Origin of the sequence: Acinetobacter sp. YH12097, assembly GCF_013419225.1 — a bacterium.
Classification (GTDB): Bacteria; Pseudomonadota; Gammaproteobacteria; order Pseudomonadales; family Moraxellaceae; genus Acinetobacter; species Acinetobacter amyesii.
In genome coordinates this window covers 39,832-58,884 of the sequence record NZ_VPAN01000009.1, presented here as the reverse complement: position 1 = coordinate 58,884, position 19,053 = coordinate 39,832, and the positions used below count along the sequence as shown (strand labels likewise).

General features: G+C 40.2%; 15 protein-coding genes and 1 pseudogene. 9 read left to right on the top strand and 7 right to left on the bottom strand.

Annotated elements, in window-relative coordinates:
- Positions 1 to 123 precede the first annotated feature (123 nt).
- Both FTU37_RS06130 and uvrB read right to left on the bottom strand, forming a co-directional pair.
- The gene (locus FTU37_RS06130; protein WP_180123989.1) at positions 124 to 714 is read right to left on the bottom strand and encodes a lipocalin family protein; all 591 of its coding nucleotides are present in this window, start codon (positions 712 to 714) and stop codon (positions 124 to 126) included.
- 153 nt (positions 715 to 867) lie between these two features.
- Positions 868 to 2,889: an excinuclease ABC subunit UvrB gene (gene uvrB / locus FTU37_RS06125; protein ID WP_180084150.1), complete on the bottom strand. Its 2,022-nt coding sequence runs from the start codon at positions 2,887 to 2,889 to the stop codon at positions 868 to 870.
- 292 nt (positions 2,890 to 3,181) lie between these two features.
- Between uvrB and FTU37_RS06120 the strand changes: the two genes are divergently transcribed.
- Positions 3,182 to 3,970, top strand: a complete 789-nt coding sequence (locus FTU37_RS06120; RefSeq protein ID WP_180050860.1) for a hypothetical protein — start codon at positions 3,182 to 3,184, stop codon at positions 3,968 to 3,970.
- Positions 3,971 to 4,168: 198 nt separating this feature from the next.
- Positions 4,169 to 5,626, top strand: coding sequence for a sensor domain-containing diguanylate cyclase (locus FTU37_RS06115; protein ID WP_180124011.1), 1,458 nt, complete (start codon positions 4,169 to 4,171; stop codon positions 5,624 to 5,626).
- Positions 5,627 to 5,686: 60 nt separating this feature from the next.
- Here FTU37_RS06115 and FTU37_RS06110 read toward each other — a convergent pair whose 3' ends face one another.
- Positions 5,687 to 5,866, bottom strand: coding sequence for a hypothetical protein (locus FTU37_RS06110; protein WP_078190224.1), 180 nt, complete (start codon positions 5,864 to 5,866; stop codon positions 5,687 to 5,689).
- A gap of 444 nt (positions 5,867 to 6,310) precedes the next feature.
- Here FTU37_RS06110 and FTU37_RS06105 point away from each other — a divergent pair, with 444 nt between their 5' ends.
- The 4 genes and pseudogenes from FTU37_RS06105 (at position 6,311) to FTU37_RS06095 (ending at position 10,147) form a co-directional block, all read left to right on the top strand.
- Positions 6,311 to 7,387: an OmpW family protein gene (locus FTU37_RS06105; RefSeq protein WP_180007679.1), complete on the top strand. Its 1,077-nt coding sequence runs from the start codon at positions 6,311 to 6,313 to the stop codon at positions 7,385 to 7,387.
- A gap of 243 nt (positions 7,388 to 7,630) precedes the next feature.
- A complete protein-coding gene (locus FTU37_RS06100) occupies positions 7,631 to 8,842 on the top strand; it encodes an MFS transporter (RefSeq protein WP_180007678.1) in 1,212 nt (403 codons plus the stop codon).
- Positions 8,835 to 8,969, top strand: coding sequence for a hypothetical protein (locus FTU37_RS16680; protein ID WP_257221407.1), 135 nt, complete (start codon positions 8,835 to 8,837; stop codon positions 8,967 to 8,969). Before FTU37_RS06100 ends, FTU37_RS16680 begins: the two co-directional genes overlap by 8 nt.
- Before the next feature lie 221 nt (positions 8,970 to 9,190).
- Positions 9,191 to 10,147, top strand: a pseudogene (locus FTU37_RS06095) (TauD/TfdA dioxygenase family protein).
- Between the two features lie 107 nt (positions 10,148 to 10,254).
- Here FTU37_RS06095 and FTU37_RS06090 read toward each other — a convergent pair.
- Positions 10,255 to 11,166, bottom strand: coding sequence for a LysR substrate-binding domain-containing protein (locus FTU37_RS06090; protein WP_180007677.1), 912 nt, complete (start codon positions 11,164 to 11,166; stop codon positions 10,255 to 10,257).
- Positions 11,167 to 11,268: 102 nt separating this feature from the next.
- Here FTU37_RS06090 and FTU37_RS06085 point away from each other — a divergent pair, with 102 nt between their 5' ends.
- Positions 11,269 to 12,120, top strand: coding sequence for a pirin family protein (locus tag FTU37_RS06085; protein ID WP_180007676.1), 852 nt, complete (start codon positions 11,269 to 11,271; stop codon positions 12,118 to 12,120).
- 95 nt (positions 12,121 to 12,215) lie between these two features.
- Here the strand turns inward: FTU37_RS06085 and FTU37_RS06080 are convergent, their stop codons facing one another.
- On the bottom strand, positions 12,216 to 13,202 hold the full coding sequence (locus tag FTU37_RS06080) for an alpha/beta hydrolase (protein WP_257225233.1): 987 nt from the start codon (positions 13,200 to 13,202) through the stop codon (positions 12,216 to 12,218).
- Between the two features lie 335 nt (positions 13,203 to 13,537).
- On the opposite strand from FTU37_RS06080, the gene chrA reads away from it, so the two are divergent.
- Positions 13,538 to 14,776, top strand: coding sequence for a chromate efflux transporter (gene chrA / locus FTU37_RS06075; protein ID WP_180123987.1), 1,239 nt, complete (start codon positions 13,538 to 13,540; stop codon positions 14,774 to 14,776).
- A gap of 33 nt (positions 14,777 to 14,809) precedes the next feature.
- Here chrA and FTU37_RS06070 read toward each other — a convergent pair whose 3' ends face one another.
- Together FTU37_RS06070 and sthA are read right to left on the bottom strand one after the other, a co-directional pair.
- A complete protein-coding gene (locus tag FTU37_RS06070; protein WP_180007673.1) occupies positions 14,810 to 15,922 on the bottom strand; it encodes an AAA family ATPase in 1,113 nt (370 codons plus the stop codon).
- Between the two features lie 142 nt (positions 15,923 to 16,064).
- A complete protein-coding gene (gene sthA, locus FTU37_RS06065; protein WP_078190237.1) occupies positions 16,065 to 17,480 on the bottom strand; it encodes a Si-specific NAD(P)(+) transhydrogenase in 1,416 nt (471 codons plus the stop codon).
- Between the two features lie 206 nt (positions 17,481 to 17,686).
- On the opposite strand from sthA, the gene lipA reads away from it, so the two are divergent.
- Positions 17,687 to 18,700 (top strand): lipoyl synthase, encoded by a 1,014-nt coding sequence (lipA, locus tag FTU37_RS06060; RefSeq protein ID WP_180004941.1) that lies wholly within the window; start codon positions 17,687 to 17,689, stop codon positions 18,698 to 18,700.
- Positions 18,701 to 19,053: the final 353 nt, after the last annotated feature.

The window sequence follows — 19,053 nt, the reverse complement described above, 5'->3', positions numbered from 1 at the left end:
AGTCCCGAATACACCATAAATTTGATATTTTGCTTGATTGATCAAGCTTTTCGCAGAGACATTCTAGCAAATAAAAAACCATGCACAGGCATGGTTTTTTAGCATTTGTTCAAATATTTAGATTTATGGTTTTACTGTCTGCTTGGTATGAATAATATCTGATAAGTCATAACCAACAGATTGAGCATAATTTAGATATTCCTGAATCACTTCCTGATCTGGATGAGCCGAACGAGAAAGAACCCACATATATTTACGACGTGGCTCACCCACCAAAACTGTTTGATAGTCTTCATCGGCTTTGAGTACCCAATAATCACCACGCCCCACAGGCAACCAACGAATGGCTTCTGGTAAGAAACTAACTTTTAATTTCGTGTTAAACGGTGCATTTTGTACAAATGCCTCGCCTATTGATTGCTTCTTGGTGCCATCTTTCGATACACAGCGATTATTGACATTAATATTGCCGTTTTCATTTAAGGTATAGACCGCGGTAACATCACGGTCACAGCTTTTTTGAAAGACTAAAGGCTTACGAGCAACTTCATACCACATACCTAAATAACGATCGAGCTCGACTTTTTCCACAGTCTGTAAAGGTTTCGTCTGTGCATAGGCCATTGTGGCTGCACCCAAACCAATTAACACTGCTGCACCAAGTGCAATTTTTGCGAGCTTAAAACCAGCTTTCGGAAGATTCGTTGTTGTCATTTTATGCCTCATTTCGATGCAAAACATTCGATGAAAATTAAGTAATTCTTTCTCTCGTGTTTTTACTCTAGCGGAAAGATTGCTCTAAAAATCATTTTCTTGTCTGAATTATGTATGTAATTCAGACAATATGCCGCATCTTGTCTAACAAAATTATGAAATCATCTGTGCTTTTAAACGCAAGATTTCATCGCGTAATCGAGCGGCTTGTTCAAACTGTAAATCTTTCGATGCCTTCAGCATTTCTTTTTCCAGCTTGTTCATATGTTTTGCTAAAAGTTTTGGATCTGACATCAAATGACGTTCATCTGCAGTTAATGCCTTAGCCTGATCTGAAATTTTTGCATCGATTTCATCATCTGTCAGCACTTCACCTGTATCAATATCATTGACGTTTTGACGTACTGCACTCCGTGGCGTAATGCCATGCTCAAGGTTAAATGCGATCTGTAAATTACGACGACGATCCGTTTCATCAATGGCTTTTTGCATGGAGTCGGTCATACGATCTGCATATAAAATCGCTTTACCATTTAAGTTACGTGCTGCACGACCGATGGTTTGAATCAATGAACGCTCAGAACGTAAGAAGCCTTCTTTGTCTGCATCTAAAATGGCCACCAAAGACACTTCGGGCATATCTAAGCCTTCGCGTAGTAAGTTAATCCCAACGATTGCATCGTATACACCCGAACGTAATTCATGAATAATTTTAGTGCGCTCAACAGTGTCGATATCTGAATGTAAATAAGCGACTTTAATGCCGTATTCTTTCAAATACGAAGTTAAGTCTTCTGCCATACGTTTGGTTAGCGTTGTGACTAACACACGTTCATTTAAATCTTTACGATTATTAATTTCTGAAAGTACATCATCCACTTGTGTTAGGACTGGACGAATTTCAATTTCAGGATCGACCAAACCTGTAGGTCGAACCACTTGCTCAACGACTTGTTCAGATTTTTCTATTTCATAATGTGCAGGTGTTGCACTGACATAAATGGTCGAAGGAACAATCCGCTCCCACTCTTCAAATTTCATTGGTCGGTTATCGAGCGCACTTGGTAAACGGAAACCATAATTCACTAAATTTTCTTTACGTGAACGGTCACCTTTATACATAGCCCCAATTTGCGGAACAGTCACATGTGATTCATCGATGATCAATAAGGCATCATCAGGTACATAATCAAACAACGTCGGCGGTGCTTCACCTGAAGGTCGACCTGACAAGTGCCGTGAGTAGTTTTCAATACCGTTGGTATAGCCAAGCTGCTGCATCATCTCTAAGTCATAACGTGTGCGCTGTTCGATACGCTGTGCTTCGAGTAATTTATCATTTGCACGGAAAAACCCCAGTCGGTCTGTAAGCTCTTCACGAATAGTCCCAATTGCACGCTGCAAGTTATCTTTAGGCGTCACGTAATGGCTCTTTGGATAAATCGTAATCCGTGGCACTTTACGGACCAATTTGCCCGTCAAGGGATCAAACCATCGAACTGAATCAACTTCGTCATCAAACAACTCAATTCGAATGGCATTTTGATCCGATTCTGCAGGGAAAATATCAATAATTTCACCACGGATACGGTATGTGCCGCGTAGGAATTCGAGTTCATTGCGGGTGTATTGCATTTCCACCAGACGCCGGATGATGTCATCACGGCTGATACGGTCACCTTCAACGATATGCAAAAGCATACTCATATAGGCATTGGGATCACCCAGACCATAGATGGCTGAAACGGACGCTACAATAATTGCATCACGTCGTTCTAATAATGCCCGTGTTGCCGAAAGACGCATTTGGTCAATGTGATCATTAATCGATGAGTCTTTTTCAATAAAGGTATCTGAAGATGGCACATAGGCTTCGGGCTGATAATAGTCATAATAACTGACGAAATATTCCACAGCATTATGCGGAAAGAAGGCTTTAAACTCGCCATAAAGCTGCGCAGCCAAAGTTTTGTTATGCGCCATAATAATCGTTGGACGTTGCGTGCGAGCTATCACATTTGCCATGGTATAGGTTTTACCCGAACCTGTTACCCCTAAGAGCAACTGGTCATGCATTCCTTTCTCAATCCCCTTAACCAATTTCTCAATCGCTTGAGGTTGATCACCTGCGGGCTGATATTGTGTTACCAGTTCAAAAGGCTGTTCCTGCATCACACTCTTCTTCAACAGTTTTATATGGCTTTATTATGAGGGCAAAGTTGCACAAAACAACGCTAAATTTATGTAAATACCAGAGGCGTGTACGGACTGTAAAATTATAATTCAACATAAACCCATAGATTTTTCATCTTTAAAAATAATTCTCCTGATTTCGTATGTTTTTCTAGAGGAAACTCTTGGCTCTAAAAAAACTCAGGAATAAAGCGTTCATTTATCCCTTATTAATACTTGACCTATATAAATTTCATCTGCAACATGAACAAAAGGACGCCACAGATCAAATCTTATGACTTACCAATATCATGACGAAAGTATTGTTAAAAACTTAGCTGAAGATACCATTTTTGTTTTTGGCAGCAATATGGCAGGTCAACATGCTGGCGGTGCAGCGCGTACCGCACTAGAGCATTTTGGTGCAATGAATGGTATTGGTCGTGGATGGGCAGGTCAAAGTTTTGCGATTCCAACCATGAATGAGCATTTACAACAAATGCCGTTGTCGCAAATTCAACACTATGTCGATGATTTTAAAATCTACACCAAGAATCATCCGAAGACTAAATACTTCATTACCTCGATCGGTTGTGGTGTCGCTGGCTATAAAGTTGAAGAAATTGCTCCCATGTTTAAGGGGATTTCCAGAAATGTTATTTTTCCAATTTCATTCCGTCCTTTCGTTGAAAAAGCTTTACCTAAACTTACTTCGAAACTTCTACATACAATTTTTCAAGACTCGGTAATTTTTGCACCTTCGGCAGATGAATTGGTTGATGTTCTGGCCTTAACAGATAATGAAAAAAGTCTTGCGAAAATTGTGCTGAATACCCAAATGTACCCAACAGACAGTAATGGTCGTGACCGTATTTTTGAAATTGAAGATATTTTGCATGCGCTGAATGGGAAAATATTTGAGTTTCAAAGTAATTCTGAAGGCCCGATGATGTTTGGCGGCGTTATTTTAGCCCTACTTGAACTGTACAATATCAATGAAAAAGATTTCATCGATGTTTGGAAAGCTGAACGTGAAATTGCTGCACCAAAGCCTGAAAATAAAGCCCGTAAAGCCAGCCGCTAAAGGCTCTTTTCACCACATTTGAAACACCCAAAAAGCCAATGTCCATATTGGCTTTTTTTCTACGGTTGACTAATGGTTTTTAGCGACTTAAGTCACATTAAAAATAAAACTTATTTTACATATCACATTATTTTAATATCATTTTTTTCGTCTTATACTACTTGCTGACATTATCATAAAGAATGACGAGCACATAAAATAGACATGCTAGATTCTCCTTTTTTTGAGCTATCCCCCATTGCCATGTGGCTTGAAGATTACAGTGAAGTCAAAAAACAATTTGATCTCTGGCGTCAGCAAGGTGTGCAGGATCTCTCCACTTTTCTTCAACAAGATGAATCACGTATTCTGCAATGTGCGAGAAAAATAAAACTCTTACAGGTCAACGCAAAAACGTTGGAACTTTATCAAGCACGTGACTTTGAACATTTATGTCAAAACCTTGATTTAGTTTTTCAGGCGGAGATGTGTCAAACACACATTAGAGAATTGGTTGCATTATGGAATGGTGAAACACATTTTTCCCATTCTGCCGTGAACTATACGCTCAATGGACAACGCCTAGACATTCAACTCAAAGGCATCGTGCTACCGAGTCATGAGCAGGATTTATCTGCCGTTTTAATTACGACTGAAGATATCACCTCTTATACTGAAGCTTGCCGTTTACAAGAACAAAGTCGTCATTTGGCAGAAGCGCGTTTTCATTATTCTCCAACCTCACTTTGGGTCGAAGATTTTAGCCGGATTAAAATCAAATTAGATCAGCTACGCGCTTTAGAAATTGAAGACTTTGTCACTTTTTTGGATGTTCATCCCGATTTTGTACAAGAGTGCATTAAAGAAATACTGATCGTTGACGTCAATCAAGCCACGCTTGATTTATTTGGCGCTCCGAACAAAGAAATATTGCTCAAAAATGTACATAAAGTTTTTACCAAAGAAATGCTGCAAACCTTTAAAGAACAGTTGATTGAACTTTGGAATGGCAATCTACATCATCAACGTGAAGCCGTAAATTATGCACTTGATGGCAGTATTCGCCATGTCTTATTGCAATTTACCGTATTTCCCGATTATCTCGATGACTGGAGCACTGTGCAGGTTGCGCTGACTGATATTACCGCACGTAAAAAGGCTGAAAATTATCTTGAATATTTAGGTAAGCATGACGTTCTGACCAAGCTCTATAACCGTTCATTTTATATCGCAGAACTCAATCGTCTCGAACGCAATCAATTACGTCCTGTTTCTTGTATTTTTATTGATTTAAATGGACTAAAAGAACTCAATGACAGTATTGGGCATGATGCTGGTGACAGTATCCTCAGACGTCTGGGCAACATTTTAAACCAACTTATTCAGCATACGCCCTATTCTGCTTCGCGCATTGGCGGTGATGAATTTGTCATTCTATTACCTGGTGCAGATGATGCAGCGCTGCAAAACTGCTTACAAAGTTTGAATGAGTTGTTATTGGTCGATAACCAATTTTATTCTAATCAACCGATGAGTATCTCGATTGGTTCTGCCACCAATGAGCTGAATGAGCGGATGGACGATATGCTTAAACGTGCCGATTTGGACATGTATCGTCAGAAGAAAAAGTATTATCTCAATAAAGACCGAAGAATTCAGTCTGAAATACGCAATTAACATCAATAATTTGCAATAAAAAAGCCATGGTTTTAATCATGGCTTTTTTATTTAAATCTCTTAACGCTTACCCATCGAACGACGTGTACCGCGTGGTGGCATCCAAGTACGGTCAGCATAACGCTGAGGTTTTGGACGCATATCTTCAAAGATTTCATCCGAAGCATTATCTTCAGCTTTTTTAATCGGAAAAGGCAAATTAACTAAAGCCTTTTTCTTGGGAGGGTTTTGCGTACTCATACGAATAACTCAATTGAATCTGGCGCTATTGTACAAAAAAAATGGTTTTGGTGTAAAAGGCTTTGAGTGATTAGCCTCGATTGACATATAAAGACTCCATAATTAGCTATGAATTTTTATATCTATAGAGGACAACAGCACAAAAAACTGCTTTAAATATGGTCGTTTTAAACTAATTTATTGACCCAAATCAACCAAAGCACTGTCATTTATGTCAATAAATATTGAGTATTTACAAATAGATAGAACCATTTCTAAATTTCAAAAATGTTCGATTTTTTTACACAAATACCTAATTAAAGCCTTCAAATAATACAAATCATCAAAAATGTTACAGGACTATTACCTTTACTGTTGTTTTCTATAACATTTTTTACGCATTAATTTTGAATAATGGGCACTTAGAAAAATTATTATCAATTTACGGACATGGAGTCCTTTCAAATGAAAAAAAGTGTATTGTGCATTGCTGCTTCTATGGCAGCCCTACCTATGCTCAGTCATGCAGACTCACCATATTTTAGTTTAAAAGATGGCGATGGCTTCAAACGTTTTTCTGTCTCTGTTGGTGCCTTACATGTTATGCCACAAGGTAAAGCACAACCATTCCATGTTGATACATCAGTAAAAAATGGTGAAACAGCCAAAGTTGGTGATATTTCAATTGACGCAGTAAAAGCCAATATGGATCCTGCTATGGATCCAAACATTTCTACTTGGTTTGTCGGTTTGCTCGATAAATTAGGTACGAGTACCTTACCAGCAGGGCTAAGCGGTACTGCTGAAATTAATGGCCTACAAAGTTGGGATAACCAAGGTACTGGCCTTGAAGCCGATGATGTAACCACACTAGGCATCATGACCAACTATTTCTTTACTGATAACATTTCTTTAGAAATGAAAGCCGGTATCCCACCTGAGGTAGACCTAAACGGCAAAGGAAAAATTTATGCGCCATTTGCAGCTATTGCGACACCTGAGTTAGGTATTATCGACCTACCTGAAATCGCAATGAAGAATAGTTTGCTGATTACAGATTTAGAAGCCTACGGCCCAGCGGCATCTGCTCGTGCATGGACCCCCGCTGCAGAAATCCAATATCACTTCGGTAAAACTGGCGTCAATAAATTCCGTCCCTATGTGGGTCTAGGCGTAATGTATGCATACTTTAATGAACTAGAAATTAATCCACGTACAGAAAAAGACCTGATTGCTGCTGGACATATGATTGCCAATATTAAAGAAGGCAATGCTGGTGCCGCACTTGACGGTAAACCAAGTAAAGCTAAGCCAAAAGTTGAGTTAGAAGCTTCTGATGCTTTTGCTCCTGTTGTGACAGCTGGTTTTACTTATGACTTCAACGACAAATGGTTTGCTGTAGGTTCTGTCAGCTATGCACACCTACAGAATGAAACCACCATTACCGTTACAGATGCGACACATGGTGAACTGATCAAATCTAAAGCCGATATTGAAGTAAATCCAATTCTTGCGTATGCAGGTATCGGTATGCGTTTCTAATTAATAACCTAAATATAAAAAGACGGCTACAGCCGTCTTTTTTATTAGGCTACATATGGTCTTTTATTCTGAGATATCTTTTCAATCTCATTTAGACACTTTTGAATTTCTGCTGTGTCAATTTCCTTTATTCATCCATAGTTACCTATAAAAAAAATTTATTGTTTGGTGAATTAAATTTAATCGCAACTCTGCGTTTATTCGAATACCATTGGATTAAATTTAAAGAATGTAGCCTGCTGTATGTCTGATACTCGTTTCTCAAAGCCCCTGATTTACATGCTCATTGGCAGTGCTATTATTTTGGCATTGTCTTTAGGGGTGCGTCATGCATTTGGCCTCTATCTCGTGCCGATGAGTGATGAATTTGGTTGGGGACATAACGTTTTTAGCCTTGCCATTGCCATGCAAAACTTAATTTGGGGTGCTGTACAGCCAATTACTGGGGCTTTTGCAGATAAATATGGCAGTAAGATCGTGGTCGCCGTCGGGGGTGCATTATATGCCCTAGGGCTATTACTCATGGCCATCAGCTCTACCGGTTTACTTCTTAATTTAAGCGCAGGTTTAATCCTGGGTTTGGCTCTCTCAGCCACATCATTTCCAGTATTACTTTCTGCCGTAGGACGTGCAGCGCATCCAGACAAACGTAGTTTAGCCATGGGTATTGCCAGTGCAGCAGGTTCTTTTGGTCAGTTCATTATGCTGCCCTCTACATTACTGCTATTGCAAAAATTGGGTTGGTCTTCGGCTTTGGTGGTCAGCGCCATTTTAATTGCGCTTATTATTCCTTTAGCTTGGATGCTAAAAGCACCAATGTATGTTGCACCAAATGCAACTAATACGCATGAAGCCTCTCTGACTTTTAAACAAATTTTGCAATTGGCTTGGGAGCATAAACCCTTTTGGTTTCTAGCACTCGGTTTCTTTGTCTGTGGCTTCCAAGTGGTGTTTATTGGCATCCATCTTCCGGGATATTTAATCGATCATGGCTTTAATGCCACTACGGGCACTATTTTCCTCGCGCTCGTTGGACTATTTAATATTGTCGGCACCTACACAGCTGGTTGGCTCGGTGGCAAATATTCCAAACCAAAGCTGTTGATGGGACTGTATGGTTTACGTGGCATTGCCATTATTTCCTTTCTTTTGCTGCCTTTAAGCACATGGACAATCTATGCATTTGGCGTCATTATGGGACTATTATGGCTTTCTACCGTACCACTCACCAACGGTATTGTGGCCAATATGTTTGGCGTTAAATATCTCAGTATGCTCAGCGGTATCGTGTTCTTTACACACCAAGTCGGTTCATTTTTTGGTGGCTGGTTGGGTGGTGTGAACCATGATATGACCGGTAACTATGATGCCATTTGGATTTTTTCGATTGTCCTGAGTATTTTTGGGGTATTGGTACATTTCATGGTTAATGAGGAAAGTGTCATTCATGACTAATTCAACATTATGGTTCCGACTCAGTATTGCTATCAGTATTCTGGCCTTGTTGGCTTTATCCATCGGCTTATGGAGCCAAACGCCTGAATTATTCGAATACTTTAACCAAGCGTTTTGTGCACATTAAAGACGCATAGAAACCTTAATTCCAATTCAAACTGCTGTTTTATCAACACTACAACAGCAGTTTTTTAGCTATTTACTACACGATTCAATAAAAGCTGCATTTTCAGCATATTAGTATTAATAATACGTTTTTTCATAAACTTAGCTTATTTTTTAATTTTCCATCCTGTGCTTTCTTCCATAGATTAAGTCTCAATAAAGAACAATTTGAGAACTTATGAAATGACTGCATTAACTCAACTTTCGCAAGCCATCCATGATGCTCCACGTTGGCATCAAGCAGAACAATTTCAAGATGGCAATGAAATTCGTATTGAAGCGCAACATGACCAAGCTTTGGGGGCTGTGGTTTATGGTTTAGATGCGCGTAAAGCACAGTCTGGGGAAACCATCTACCGTTTAAAACAAGCACTGGCAGAACACTTGATTTTAATTTTTAAACATCAAAGTCTAGATGATTTACAGTATCTCGCGTTTGCAAGCTACTTCGGTTCAATTTTCCGTCCTGGTGCAGATATTCCTGTGCTAGCGTCACAAGATGATACCGGTACACCACCAGACGTGGTACCCGTTTCAAATGCAGTCGGCAAAGGTGACTATACTGGACATGGTGAATTGGCTGCGCATGCAGATCATCAGTGGACTCCGCTGCCATCTTTTGGCTCATTACTCTATGCCATTGAACTACCGCAAGACGGTGGACAAACCTCATGGTATAACACCATTAAAGCCTATGAAGCTTTAGATGAAGCGACACAAAAACATTTAGACCAACTTTAACTCATTACCTATAACCCATTTGTCCGTGCCAAAAATAATAAAGGCACAACGGGATATGGCGCTACACCTCTTTACCGTTTCAAAGACCAACCGATTGTTGGACATGCCTATCCACATCCGCTTGTACGTACCCATCCAGAAAGTGGCCGTAAAGGTCTGTGGTTAAATGAACGATCTGAAGTGGAATTGGTTCACTACGATGATCAGTCAGGCAGTGAATTGATTGCATCCTTACGTGAACATTTATTGAAACCTGAGTTTCGATATGAACATCAATGGGAAGAAGGTGACATTGTATTTTGGGATAACCAAGCCACTTTACACTCACGCCGCCCTTTCCCTTCAGACCAACGCCGCTTATTAAAGCGAATTAGCCTAGCAGGAGGACGACCATACTAATGTTGAACTTCATGCCAACAATAAAAAATAAATAACCCAGTAAAATCCGTGTTTAAGCAATAACTCCAAATAATTAAAATTTTAAAACAATAAGAACACTGCTCAAATTACGGATGATCTATATCTAATGCCTTAAAACCTGAAATTAAATGATCTAACATCGCACGCACACCCGGCAGCATGCCTTGTCGTGTCGCGTATGCAACATGGATTGCCCCTTGCGGCAATTGCCATTCAGGAAACAGTTCAATTAACTCACCACTTTTTAAAGCATCACGTACAAACACTTTGGGCAAAGAAGCGATTCCCACGCCAGAAAGAGCAGCAGAAATCATCGCACTAAAACTGTCAGTTCTTAAGCGTGGATGAAATTCAATTTGTTGAGTTTCACTTTTTTCACGATGTCGGAAATCCCAAAAATGTTTAGGCCGATCAAAACCAATACACGGAAAATTTTGAATCTCAGCCAATTGCTGTGGTATTTCACGCTCGAAGAAAAGTTGTGGCGATGCCACCAAAACATGATCCCAAGCATCTAAATCTCGAACGATCAAATCACTATCCATTAAAGGCATATTACGAACACGAATTGCTAAATCTACGCCTTCCTCAATGACATCAACCCGATGATTGGTCGCCATGAGATGCACACTGACCTCAGGATATTGCTGCATAAAATCGGTGACCATTTTTGCAACAGGCATTTCCACCAAAGCCACAGGACAAGAGATTTTAATTTGGCCACAGAGTTGATCGTTCAACGTACTGAGCACAAAGTTTTCCGTTTCGCTGACTTCCTCTAAAATTTTTAAGCAGTGTAAATAGAACTGTTGTCCTATTTCAGTCACAGTAAATTTTCGCGTATTACGTTGAATCAGACGTACACCCAAACGGGTCTCTAATTCTGTAATACGGCGTGATAGTTTAGACTTTGTAATACCCAATGCTTCACTGGCTTTGGTATAACCTTGGTATTTCACCACTTGCACGAAGTAGTAATAGTCATTTAAATTTTGCATGATTGTTTCATTTTTAGAATAATCTGTTGAGTTTTTCGCCCTGTCATTCCCTCACTATACCTCAATAATAGATCACAGAAGCATTAAATTGAGGGCTGAATTATGAATTCAATCAAACGTGTTTATCATAGTGATCGTAGGACTTGGGTGGGCGATGGCTTCCCAACAAACTCTATGCTCCCTATGCAAGAAATGGGCAATCAAACCAGTCCATTCCTCGTTATGGGCTATACCGGCCAATATCATTTCTCTCCAAGTCACCATCAACGTGGTGTTGGATCACATCCACACCGTGGCTTTGAAACAGTGACCATTGTTTATGAAGGTGAATTGGAGCATTTTGACTCTAAAGGAAATCACGGCAGCATTGCCAAAGACGAAGTGCAATGGATGACTGCGGGTCGAGGCATTATGCATGAAGAACACCATTCTAAAGATTTTGCCAAAACTGGCGGAAATTTAGACATGGTACAACTTTGGGTCAATTTACCTAGTCATGCCAAAATGACTGAACCTCGCTATCAAGAACTGACAACAGCCAATATTGCTGAAGTAAAGCTTGCACAAAATGCAGGCGTGGTACGCGTCATTGCTGGCCAATTTGAAGATACATTGGGCGCCGCTGAAACCTTTAGCCCGATGAATGTATTGGATGTGCGCTTGAATGCAAATGCTGAACAGGAATTTTCATTCAACCCACAGTGGAATAACATGATTTTTGTATTAAGTGGGGCGATCGAAATTGAAGGTCAACGCTTTGATGCGAAACAGACTTTATATGTGAGTGACCAAGTATCGTCCTTGAAACTTAAATCTTTTGAAGCAACCAAACTGCTTATTTTAAGTGGCGAAGCTTTAAATGAACCGATTGCGGCACATGGACCATTCGTCATGAATACTGAAGATGAAATACGTCAGGCATTTTATGATTTTCAACATGGTCATTTTGCTTAAATATTTCCACGATAAAGTCCCAATAAAAAAAACCGCCTTCTGGCGGTTTTTTTATATCTATGTTGGTATGAATTACGCATCACGCTTTCAACAGATTATTGCGTGACTTTTTGATAAAACGCATCTATTGCATTGACCATTTGCTTAAGTCCCGGCTGTTCCAAAGGATAATGTCCTGCATTTTTCAACAGCACGACATCGACTGGAACTTGGTGAATCCGTGCTAAAAATGGCTGACTTAAAGCCAAAGGCGTCCAGCGGTCTTGTTCAGGCTGCGTTAGTAAAATTGGGCAGACATCAAACTGCTCCGGTGGCGTGTCATTTTTATAATATAAATACGAATCTAGAAATTTAACCGATACACTATTCCCAGCTGACGTTTTATCTTTTAAAAAGACCTGCAATGCCGCCTCATTATTCACCAAGCGATGCATTTTACTTACCCACCGCATCGGCATTGGCAATGCTGATGAAAATGGTGTATGTGCTGTCACATGAGCCAGTGGGCTGCCCACGCGGCTCATAAATTTATTCAAAGAGACTTGATCACGCACAGTTTTATTTGAAGTGTCTAGAAAGGCCATACCGACGATACCTTTCACCTTTTTATTTTTTGCCGCCACGTGATAGGTCAACATACCACCTGCACTAAGCCCATACAAAACGATAGGACGATGATCTTTTTGTAGCTCGGCTTCAATGAGGTCATTACCTGCTTGAACCCAATCATCATAACGAATTTTTGAGCCCTTTTTGACTTGGGTGAGGCCATAACCGGGCATATCAATAGCGATAGTTTCATAGCCACGTTGTGCCAAAGGATAACCCAAAATCATCGACATTTGTCGACCATTTGTTCCCACACCATGAAACAGAATCACCTTCACTTTTGCCTGTGGATTCCGATAAGTATCTAAGTGAACAGTATGACCCTGCCAACTCCACCACTCTTCTTTGGGTCGCTGCGTTTCTGTTAAATGGTATTCTTTGGGTAGATAGTGCTGAATGCCCTGCCAACTGTTTTGATCTGTATAACTTGCTAATGCTTGTGTAGCCGGTAGCTGATCATCTGCAAATGCCATGATTGAAAGTAACGATGCAATGCCACTCATCAACCACTTCAATAAAGCGCTCAAAATTTCTGATAAGGTGTCTGATTTTGGAGAAGTCATTTTTAGACAATTTTTTATGTGTATGTGCTGATGCTAATCAGCGGCGGAAACCGACGCCATGTGCATGTGGGACAGCACTATGTCACTTCGTCCAATTATCTTTTTCCCTGCTAAGCACTTCAAAATATTTTTGAAGCAGGATTTACATACTCCTGCAATAATCAGCCTTTAAGATCTTTTAACTTTCATAATTTTATCCTTTAGAAATTCATAACCTTACTTTTGATTTTAAATATTGGTAACGCATGAGCCAGTCCAAACCACAACGAAACCTTGTCATCTTTCTCACCTTTTTAAGATTAGGGTGTATTGCATTTGGTGGACCTGCGGCACATTTGGTGTTGTTTTTTCAATATTTTGTGAAACAAGAAAAATGGATAACAGAGCATGAATATGCGCATTTGCTTACCTTGGCTCAAGTCCTTCCAGGCCCAACCAGTAGCCAGCTAGGCATGGCGATTGGATTTCAACTCAACCGCTATCAAGGTGCTTGTTTTGCATGGTTAGGATTTACTTTACCTTCAGCCCTGCTGATGTGTGCCGCGGCCACTTTAAGTATAAAACTCAGTAATCAACTCTCAACTTTATTCTTTCATGTTATTCAGTTAATTGTACTAGCCGTTGTTGCATGGGCATTTTGGCAAATGATGCGAAGCTTCTGTAAAACAAAATTTCAGTATCTAGTCATGCTTTTAGCAGCATTTTTTATTTATTTCTTTCAATTTTCTTTAAATCAAGTTTTGGTGATTTTATGCGCTGCAATTATCGGTTTAGTTTTATCGTCAAATCAATTACACAGCCAAAAGCCAAATATCGCCGAAACAGTTCCACCCAAACATGACAATTTTAGCCAGAATGCACATGAAAATACTCGCACCTCTTGGCTATGGCTTCTCGCCTTTATCAGCCCTTTTTTCGTTCTGCTATTCTTCGATATACAACATAGCAATATATTGGCTTTCAGCTTAGAAAGCTTCTACCGCACAGCATCCCTCGTCTTTGGTGGTGGACATATTATTTTGCCATTTTTACATCAGGACTTTGTCTCTACAGGACTGATCAGTAATGAAAATTTTGACTTAGGCTATGCCCTTGCACAACTCATGCCGGGGCCCTTGTTTAGTTTCGCCACCTATCTCGGCACACTTTTACCCATGACCGATGTGCCAATATTGAATGCCTCACTCGCGACATTGGCGATTTACTTCCCATCGTTTTTATTATTGTGTGGCTTATTACCGTTTTGGAATAAGTTGATGAAATGCCCGATGCTTTTTGGCACCTTAAAAATGATCAATGCGGCTGTCGTCGGTCTATTACTGTGTCTACTATTTCAAATGAGCCAGAAATACATCATTCAATGGACAGACTGTATATTTGTTGCCGTCATTATTGCTTTACTTCGCAGCAAACTGCCAGTTTGGTTCAGCTTAATAAGTAGTTTTATCGGCTATTATGCTTTTTTATCTTTTCTGCCTTTTTAAGCTAAAACAAAAAACTAGAGCTAAATGAATAATCTAATCCTCATCGATTAAGCTTGCGCCCTTGACCACTGTTTTCCCCTCGACCTGATCTAGTTGATAATGCTGCACATCACTATACTGTTTGATCATTTCAACCAGCTCATTGGAATGTGTGGTCAACCAAAGCTGTGTATAGCGACTTGCTTCAGCAATCAGCAGCGCCAAGGCAGGTAATAAATCGGGATGTAAGCTATTTTCTGGCTCATTCAGTGCCATAAAATTTGGGGGTCTTGGACTCAATAAAGCCACAGCTAAACACAAAAACCGTAAAGTCCCATCTGAAAATTCGGCACTTTCCAAAGGTCTTAAGATCCCTTGCTTTTGCATCATCATTTGAAAGCGCCCACCCATTTCCTGCACATAAAATTGGGTCTGCGGAAAGGCTTTTTCTAGTACTTCAAACAAGGTTTCACTGTTGCCACGCTCACGTAAAGTTTCAAAAGCCGCAGCTAAATTTGTACCATCATGCGCTAAAACTGGCGAACGAATGCCCACCTGTGGGACACGGATCGGTGAATTTCCACTGACAGAAAACTCATGATAAAAGCGCCAGTTTTTCATGGTCTCACGCACTTGTGAAACTTCGGGGTATAAATGTGGATCGGACAATTGTCCAAACACCGACTCTTCAGGTGTTAAAGACATCGGATAAGCAATCCGTTCTTCATCAACATTTTTAAGAAATGCCGCTTGGTTGGTTCTCTCTAACAACTCGCTCATTTTTCGACGTTGATAACCGCTTAACCAAATTCCTTCTACTTTGACCAAAGGATCGAGTGCAAACAAGGTGATGAGCGGTTCAGGAAAACCTATTTCAAGTTGATATTCATAATGCTCCATCTCCACTGCAAGCTTCATGCGCTTAGGGTCTTTCGATCGATCACCCGCACGGTGACCACCTGCCCACATGATTTTTTGAATCCCGCCCTCATTTGCAATAGCTTGGGATAATTGGCCATTTGCAGCTTCATGCAGGAGACGTACAGCTTTATATAGATTGGATTTACCACAACCATTCGGACCACTGACGATATTCAGACGCGATAAGGTCAGATTCATATGATGAATAGATCGAAAACCTTGAATGGTCACTGAACGGATCGTCATAAGCTACCTAAAATGAGTTGGAAATGCTGATGATTATAAGTGGATTGAATGTATATTTTGCATACACTTTATTCTTACCATAAAAAACCCGCAAGCCGAAACTTACGGGTCTTTCATTGTACATTCTAAGTTCAATTTAGCCTTAGAATAAACGGTTCATACCATTCAATGTTGCCACACGGTACGCTTCCGCCATAGTCGGATAGTTAAATGTGGTTTCTACGAAATATTTAATCGTATTGTTCGGGCTGTTCATCACGGCCTGACCAATGTGAATAATTTCCGCAGCATTATTACCGAAGCAATGAACGCCTAAAATTTCTAAAGTATCACGATGGAACAAGATTTTAAGCTCGCCCACGGTATCACCGGTAATTTGTGCACGTGCCAAATGACGGAAAGATGCCTGACCCACTTCATACGGAATTTTTTCTTCAGTTAACTGTTGTTCAGTTTTACCAATCGAAGAAATTTCAGGAATTGTATAAATACCTGTAGGAATATCCGTTACAGGTGCAATTCCTTCTTCACCGCTCATGTTAGAACCGGCACAGCGACCTTGGTCATATGCAGCAGATGCAAGTGAAGGCCAACCGATTACATCACCCGCAGCAAAGATATTCTCTACTTCAGTTTGATATTGATCATTCACGGTTAATTGACCACGGCTGTTTGGTTTGATGCCTACATTTTCTAGGCCTAAACCATCTGTATTACCAGAACGGCCGTTACACCACAAAATCGCGTCGGCTTTAATTTTCTTACCACTTTGCAAGTGCAGAACCACATGATCATCATGTGTTTCAAGATGATCAATCTGTTCGTTGTGGCGAATCAATACACCCTGCTCACGTAAACGATATGACAATGCATCTGAAATTTCATCGTCTAAGTAGCTGAGTAATTTGTGTTGTGTATTGATCAAGTCAACTTTGTGGTCTAGACCAATAAAGATAGACGCATATTCACAACCAATCACACCTGCACCATAAATGATGATTTTTTGGATTGAATAATCCAGATCCAAAATTTTGTCTGAATCAAATACGCGAGGATGATTAAAGTCTAAAGCAGCTGGACGGTAAGGACGTGAACCTGTAGCAATCACTAATTGCTGGAATACTAAAGTTTCCGTCATACCTTCATTGCTAAAAATCAAAACAGTGTTTTGATCTTGGATATACGCACGGCCGTGGAAAATATCAATTTTATTACGGTCATAAAAACGTGAATGAGTTTCAACTTGTTGTTGAATCACTTTATGCGCATTACGTAACACCTGTTTCATCGTGAACTGTTTCCATTCACCGACTTTTTGGAACATAGGGTCACGTTGGTAACGTAAAATGCTTGAAACGGTCTGACGCAATGCTTTACTTGGAATTGTTCCTACATGGGTACAGTTACCACCAAGCTGTTCACGCATATCTACAATTGCAACTCGCTTACCTGATTTAGCAAGTTTCATTGCAGCGCCTTCACCCGCAGGGCCAGAACCCAGAACTACCGCATCGTATTTCACGAAAGTTCCACTAACGACCTCTTTCTTACGTGGCATTCAACGCTCCTTTACAAATATTCTTTAATCTAGGCTGTATTATGACGTATATCCTAACTTTTTTGGATATTTAGCTCACATATATTATGTGATAACCACATTTATTATATGAATATCGTTTTCCCCCTATTTAAGCTCAAGTCCGCTATAATGATTGAGCTAATTTTTTGAATATCTCCTCGTCAAAAACAGTGGAAAAGTTGAATATGTCTGAGAACCGTAAACCTGTACAGGGTGTAAAACTTCGTGGCGCAGAAAAAGTCGCTCGCATACCTGTGAAGGTCGTGCCAACGGTTGAAACGCCTCGTAAGCCTGACTGGATTCGGGTCAAAATGGCTGCCCCTGATGAAGTTCAACGTATTAAAACAACTTTGCGCGCACAAAAATTACATACCGTGTGTGAAGAAGCGGCTTGCCCGAACTTACCTGAATGTTTCGGTGGCGGTACTGCAACCTTTATGATTATGGGCGATATCTGTACTCGTCGTTGCCCATTCTGCGACGTTGCGCATGGTCGTCCCAATGCTCTTGACCCAGATGAACCACGTCACATGGCAGAAACCATTGCCAATCTTGGTTTGAAATATGCCGTAATTACGTCGGTCGACCGTGATGACCTAGTTGATGGCGGCGCACAGCACTTTGTTGACTGTATTAAAGAAGCTCGTGACTTGAGTCCAAAAACACTTTTGGAAATTCTAGTTCCTGACTTCCGTGGTCGTATGGATGTTGCCCTTCGTATTATGACGGAGTGTCCACCTGATGTGTTTAACCACAACATTGAAACCGTGCCACGTTTGTATAAAGCAATGCGTCCGGGTTCTGACTACCAACACTCTCTAAACTTATTAAAAATGTTTAAAGAATACTGCCCAGATGTTCCAACCAAATGTGGTTTGATGGTCGGTATTGGTGAAACTGAAGAAGAAGTGATCGCGTTATTAGACGACTTAAAAGCACACGATGTTGACTATGTCACCATTGGTCAGTACTTACAGCCCTCTAAAGAACATGCACCGATCGATCGTTTCGTTACACCTGAAGAGTTTGATCGTTACACAGCACATGGTCAAAAGCTTGGTTTCAAAAACATTTGGGCTGCACCAATGGTCCGTTCAAGCTACTTTGCTGACCGTCAATACTATGGTGAGCCAGTACCTGCGGTACGTCGTAAAACTGATCCTGCAAAGAAAATTGCAGTTCAAACGATTGAAGCTTAATCACGCAAAGATTTAAAACATCGCAAATTAAAGCCCTCATTGATTGAGGGCTTTTTTTGTGGCTTTCACACACTCAGCCTAATTCGTTTCCCAATATAAGATCTTTCGAAAATTGTCCGTTCCTTAAACGTTATCCAATATATCGAATCATCCAAGTTTACGTAATGTGACATTTCTTTGCCCGATAGGGATTGTGTTGTGATTATTTATTAATCAATCTATTGATAACACTTTATTTGCGCTTTCATTATATTCGCGCAATTGTCCAATCATACTCACCAGCCGAGTGATGCCATTTTGACAGTCTCATGCACTTTAAAATCAGAAAGACAAAAGATGAGATCATTTTTAAA

Excerpts from the sequence above, each read along its gene's own strand:
- FTU37_RS06130 (WP_180123989.1), bottom strand. The coding sequence starts at position 714 with ATGACAACAACGAATCTTCCGAAAGCTGGTTTTAAGCTCGCAAAAATT.
- FTU37_RS06120 (WP_180050860.1), top strand. The coding sequence starts at position 3,182 with ATGACTTACCAATATCATGACGAAAGTATTGTTAAAAACTTAGCTGAA.
- FTU37_RS06110 (WP_078190224.1), bottom strand. The coding sequence starts at position 5,866 with ATGAGTACGCAAAACCCTCCCAAGAAAAAGGCTTTAGTTAATTTGCCT.
- FTU37_RS06105 (WP_180007679.1), top strand. The coding sequence starts at position 6,311 with ATGAAAAAAAGTGTATTGTGCATTGCTGCTTCTATGGCAGCCCTACCT.
- FTU37_RS06100 (WP_180007678.1), top strand. The coding sequence starts at position 7,631 with ATGTCTGATACTCGTTTCTCAAAGCCCCTGATTTACATGCTCATTGGC.
- FTU37_RS16680 (WP_257221407.1), top strand. The coding sequence starts at position 8,835 with ATGACTAATTCAACATTATGGTTCCGACTCAGTATTGCTATCAGTATT.
- FTU37_RS06090 (WP_180007677.1), bottom strand. The coding sequence starts at position 11,166 with ATGCAAAATTTAAATGACTATTACTACTTCGTGCAAGTGGTGAAATAC.
- FTU37_RS06085 (WP_180007676.1), top strand. The coding sequence starts at position 11,269 with ATGAATTCAATCAAACGTGTTTATCATAGTGATCGTAGGACTTGGGTG.
- FTU37_RS06080 (WP_257225233.1), bottom strand. The coding sequence starts at position 13,202 with ATGGCATTTGCAGATGATCAGCTACCGGCTACACAAGCATTAGCAAGT.
- chrA (WP_180123987.1), top strand. The coding sequence starts at position 13,538 with ATGAGCCAGTCCAAACCACAACGAAACCTTGTCATCTTTCTCACCTTT.
- FTU37_RS06070 (WP_180007673.1), bottom strand. The coding sequence starts at position 15,922 with ATGACGATCCGTTCAGTGACCATTCAAGGTTTTCGATCTATTCATCAT.
- sthA (WP_078190237.1), bottom strand. The coding sequence starts at position 17,480 with ATGCCACGTAAGAAAGAGGTCGTTAGTGGAACTTTCGTGAAATACGAT.
- lipA (WP_180004941.1), top strand. The coding sequence starts at position 17,687 with ATGTCTGAGAACCGTAAACCTGTACAGGGTGTAAAACTTCGTGGCGCA.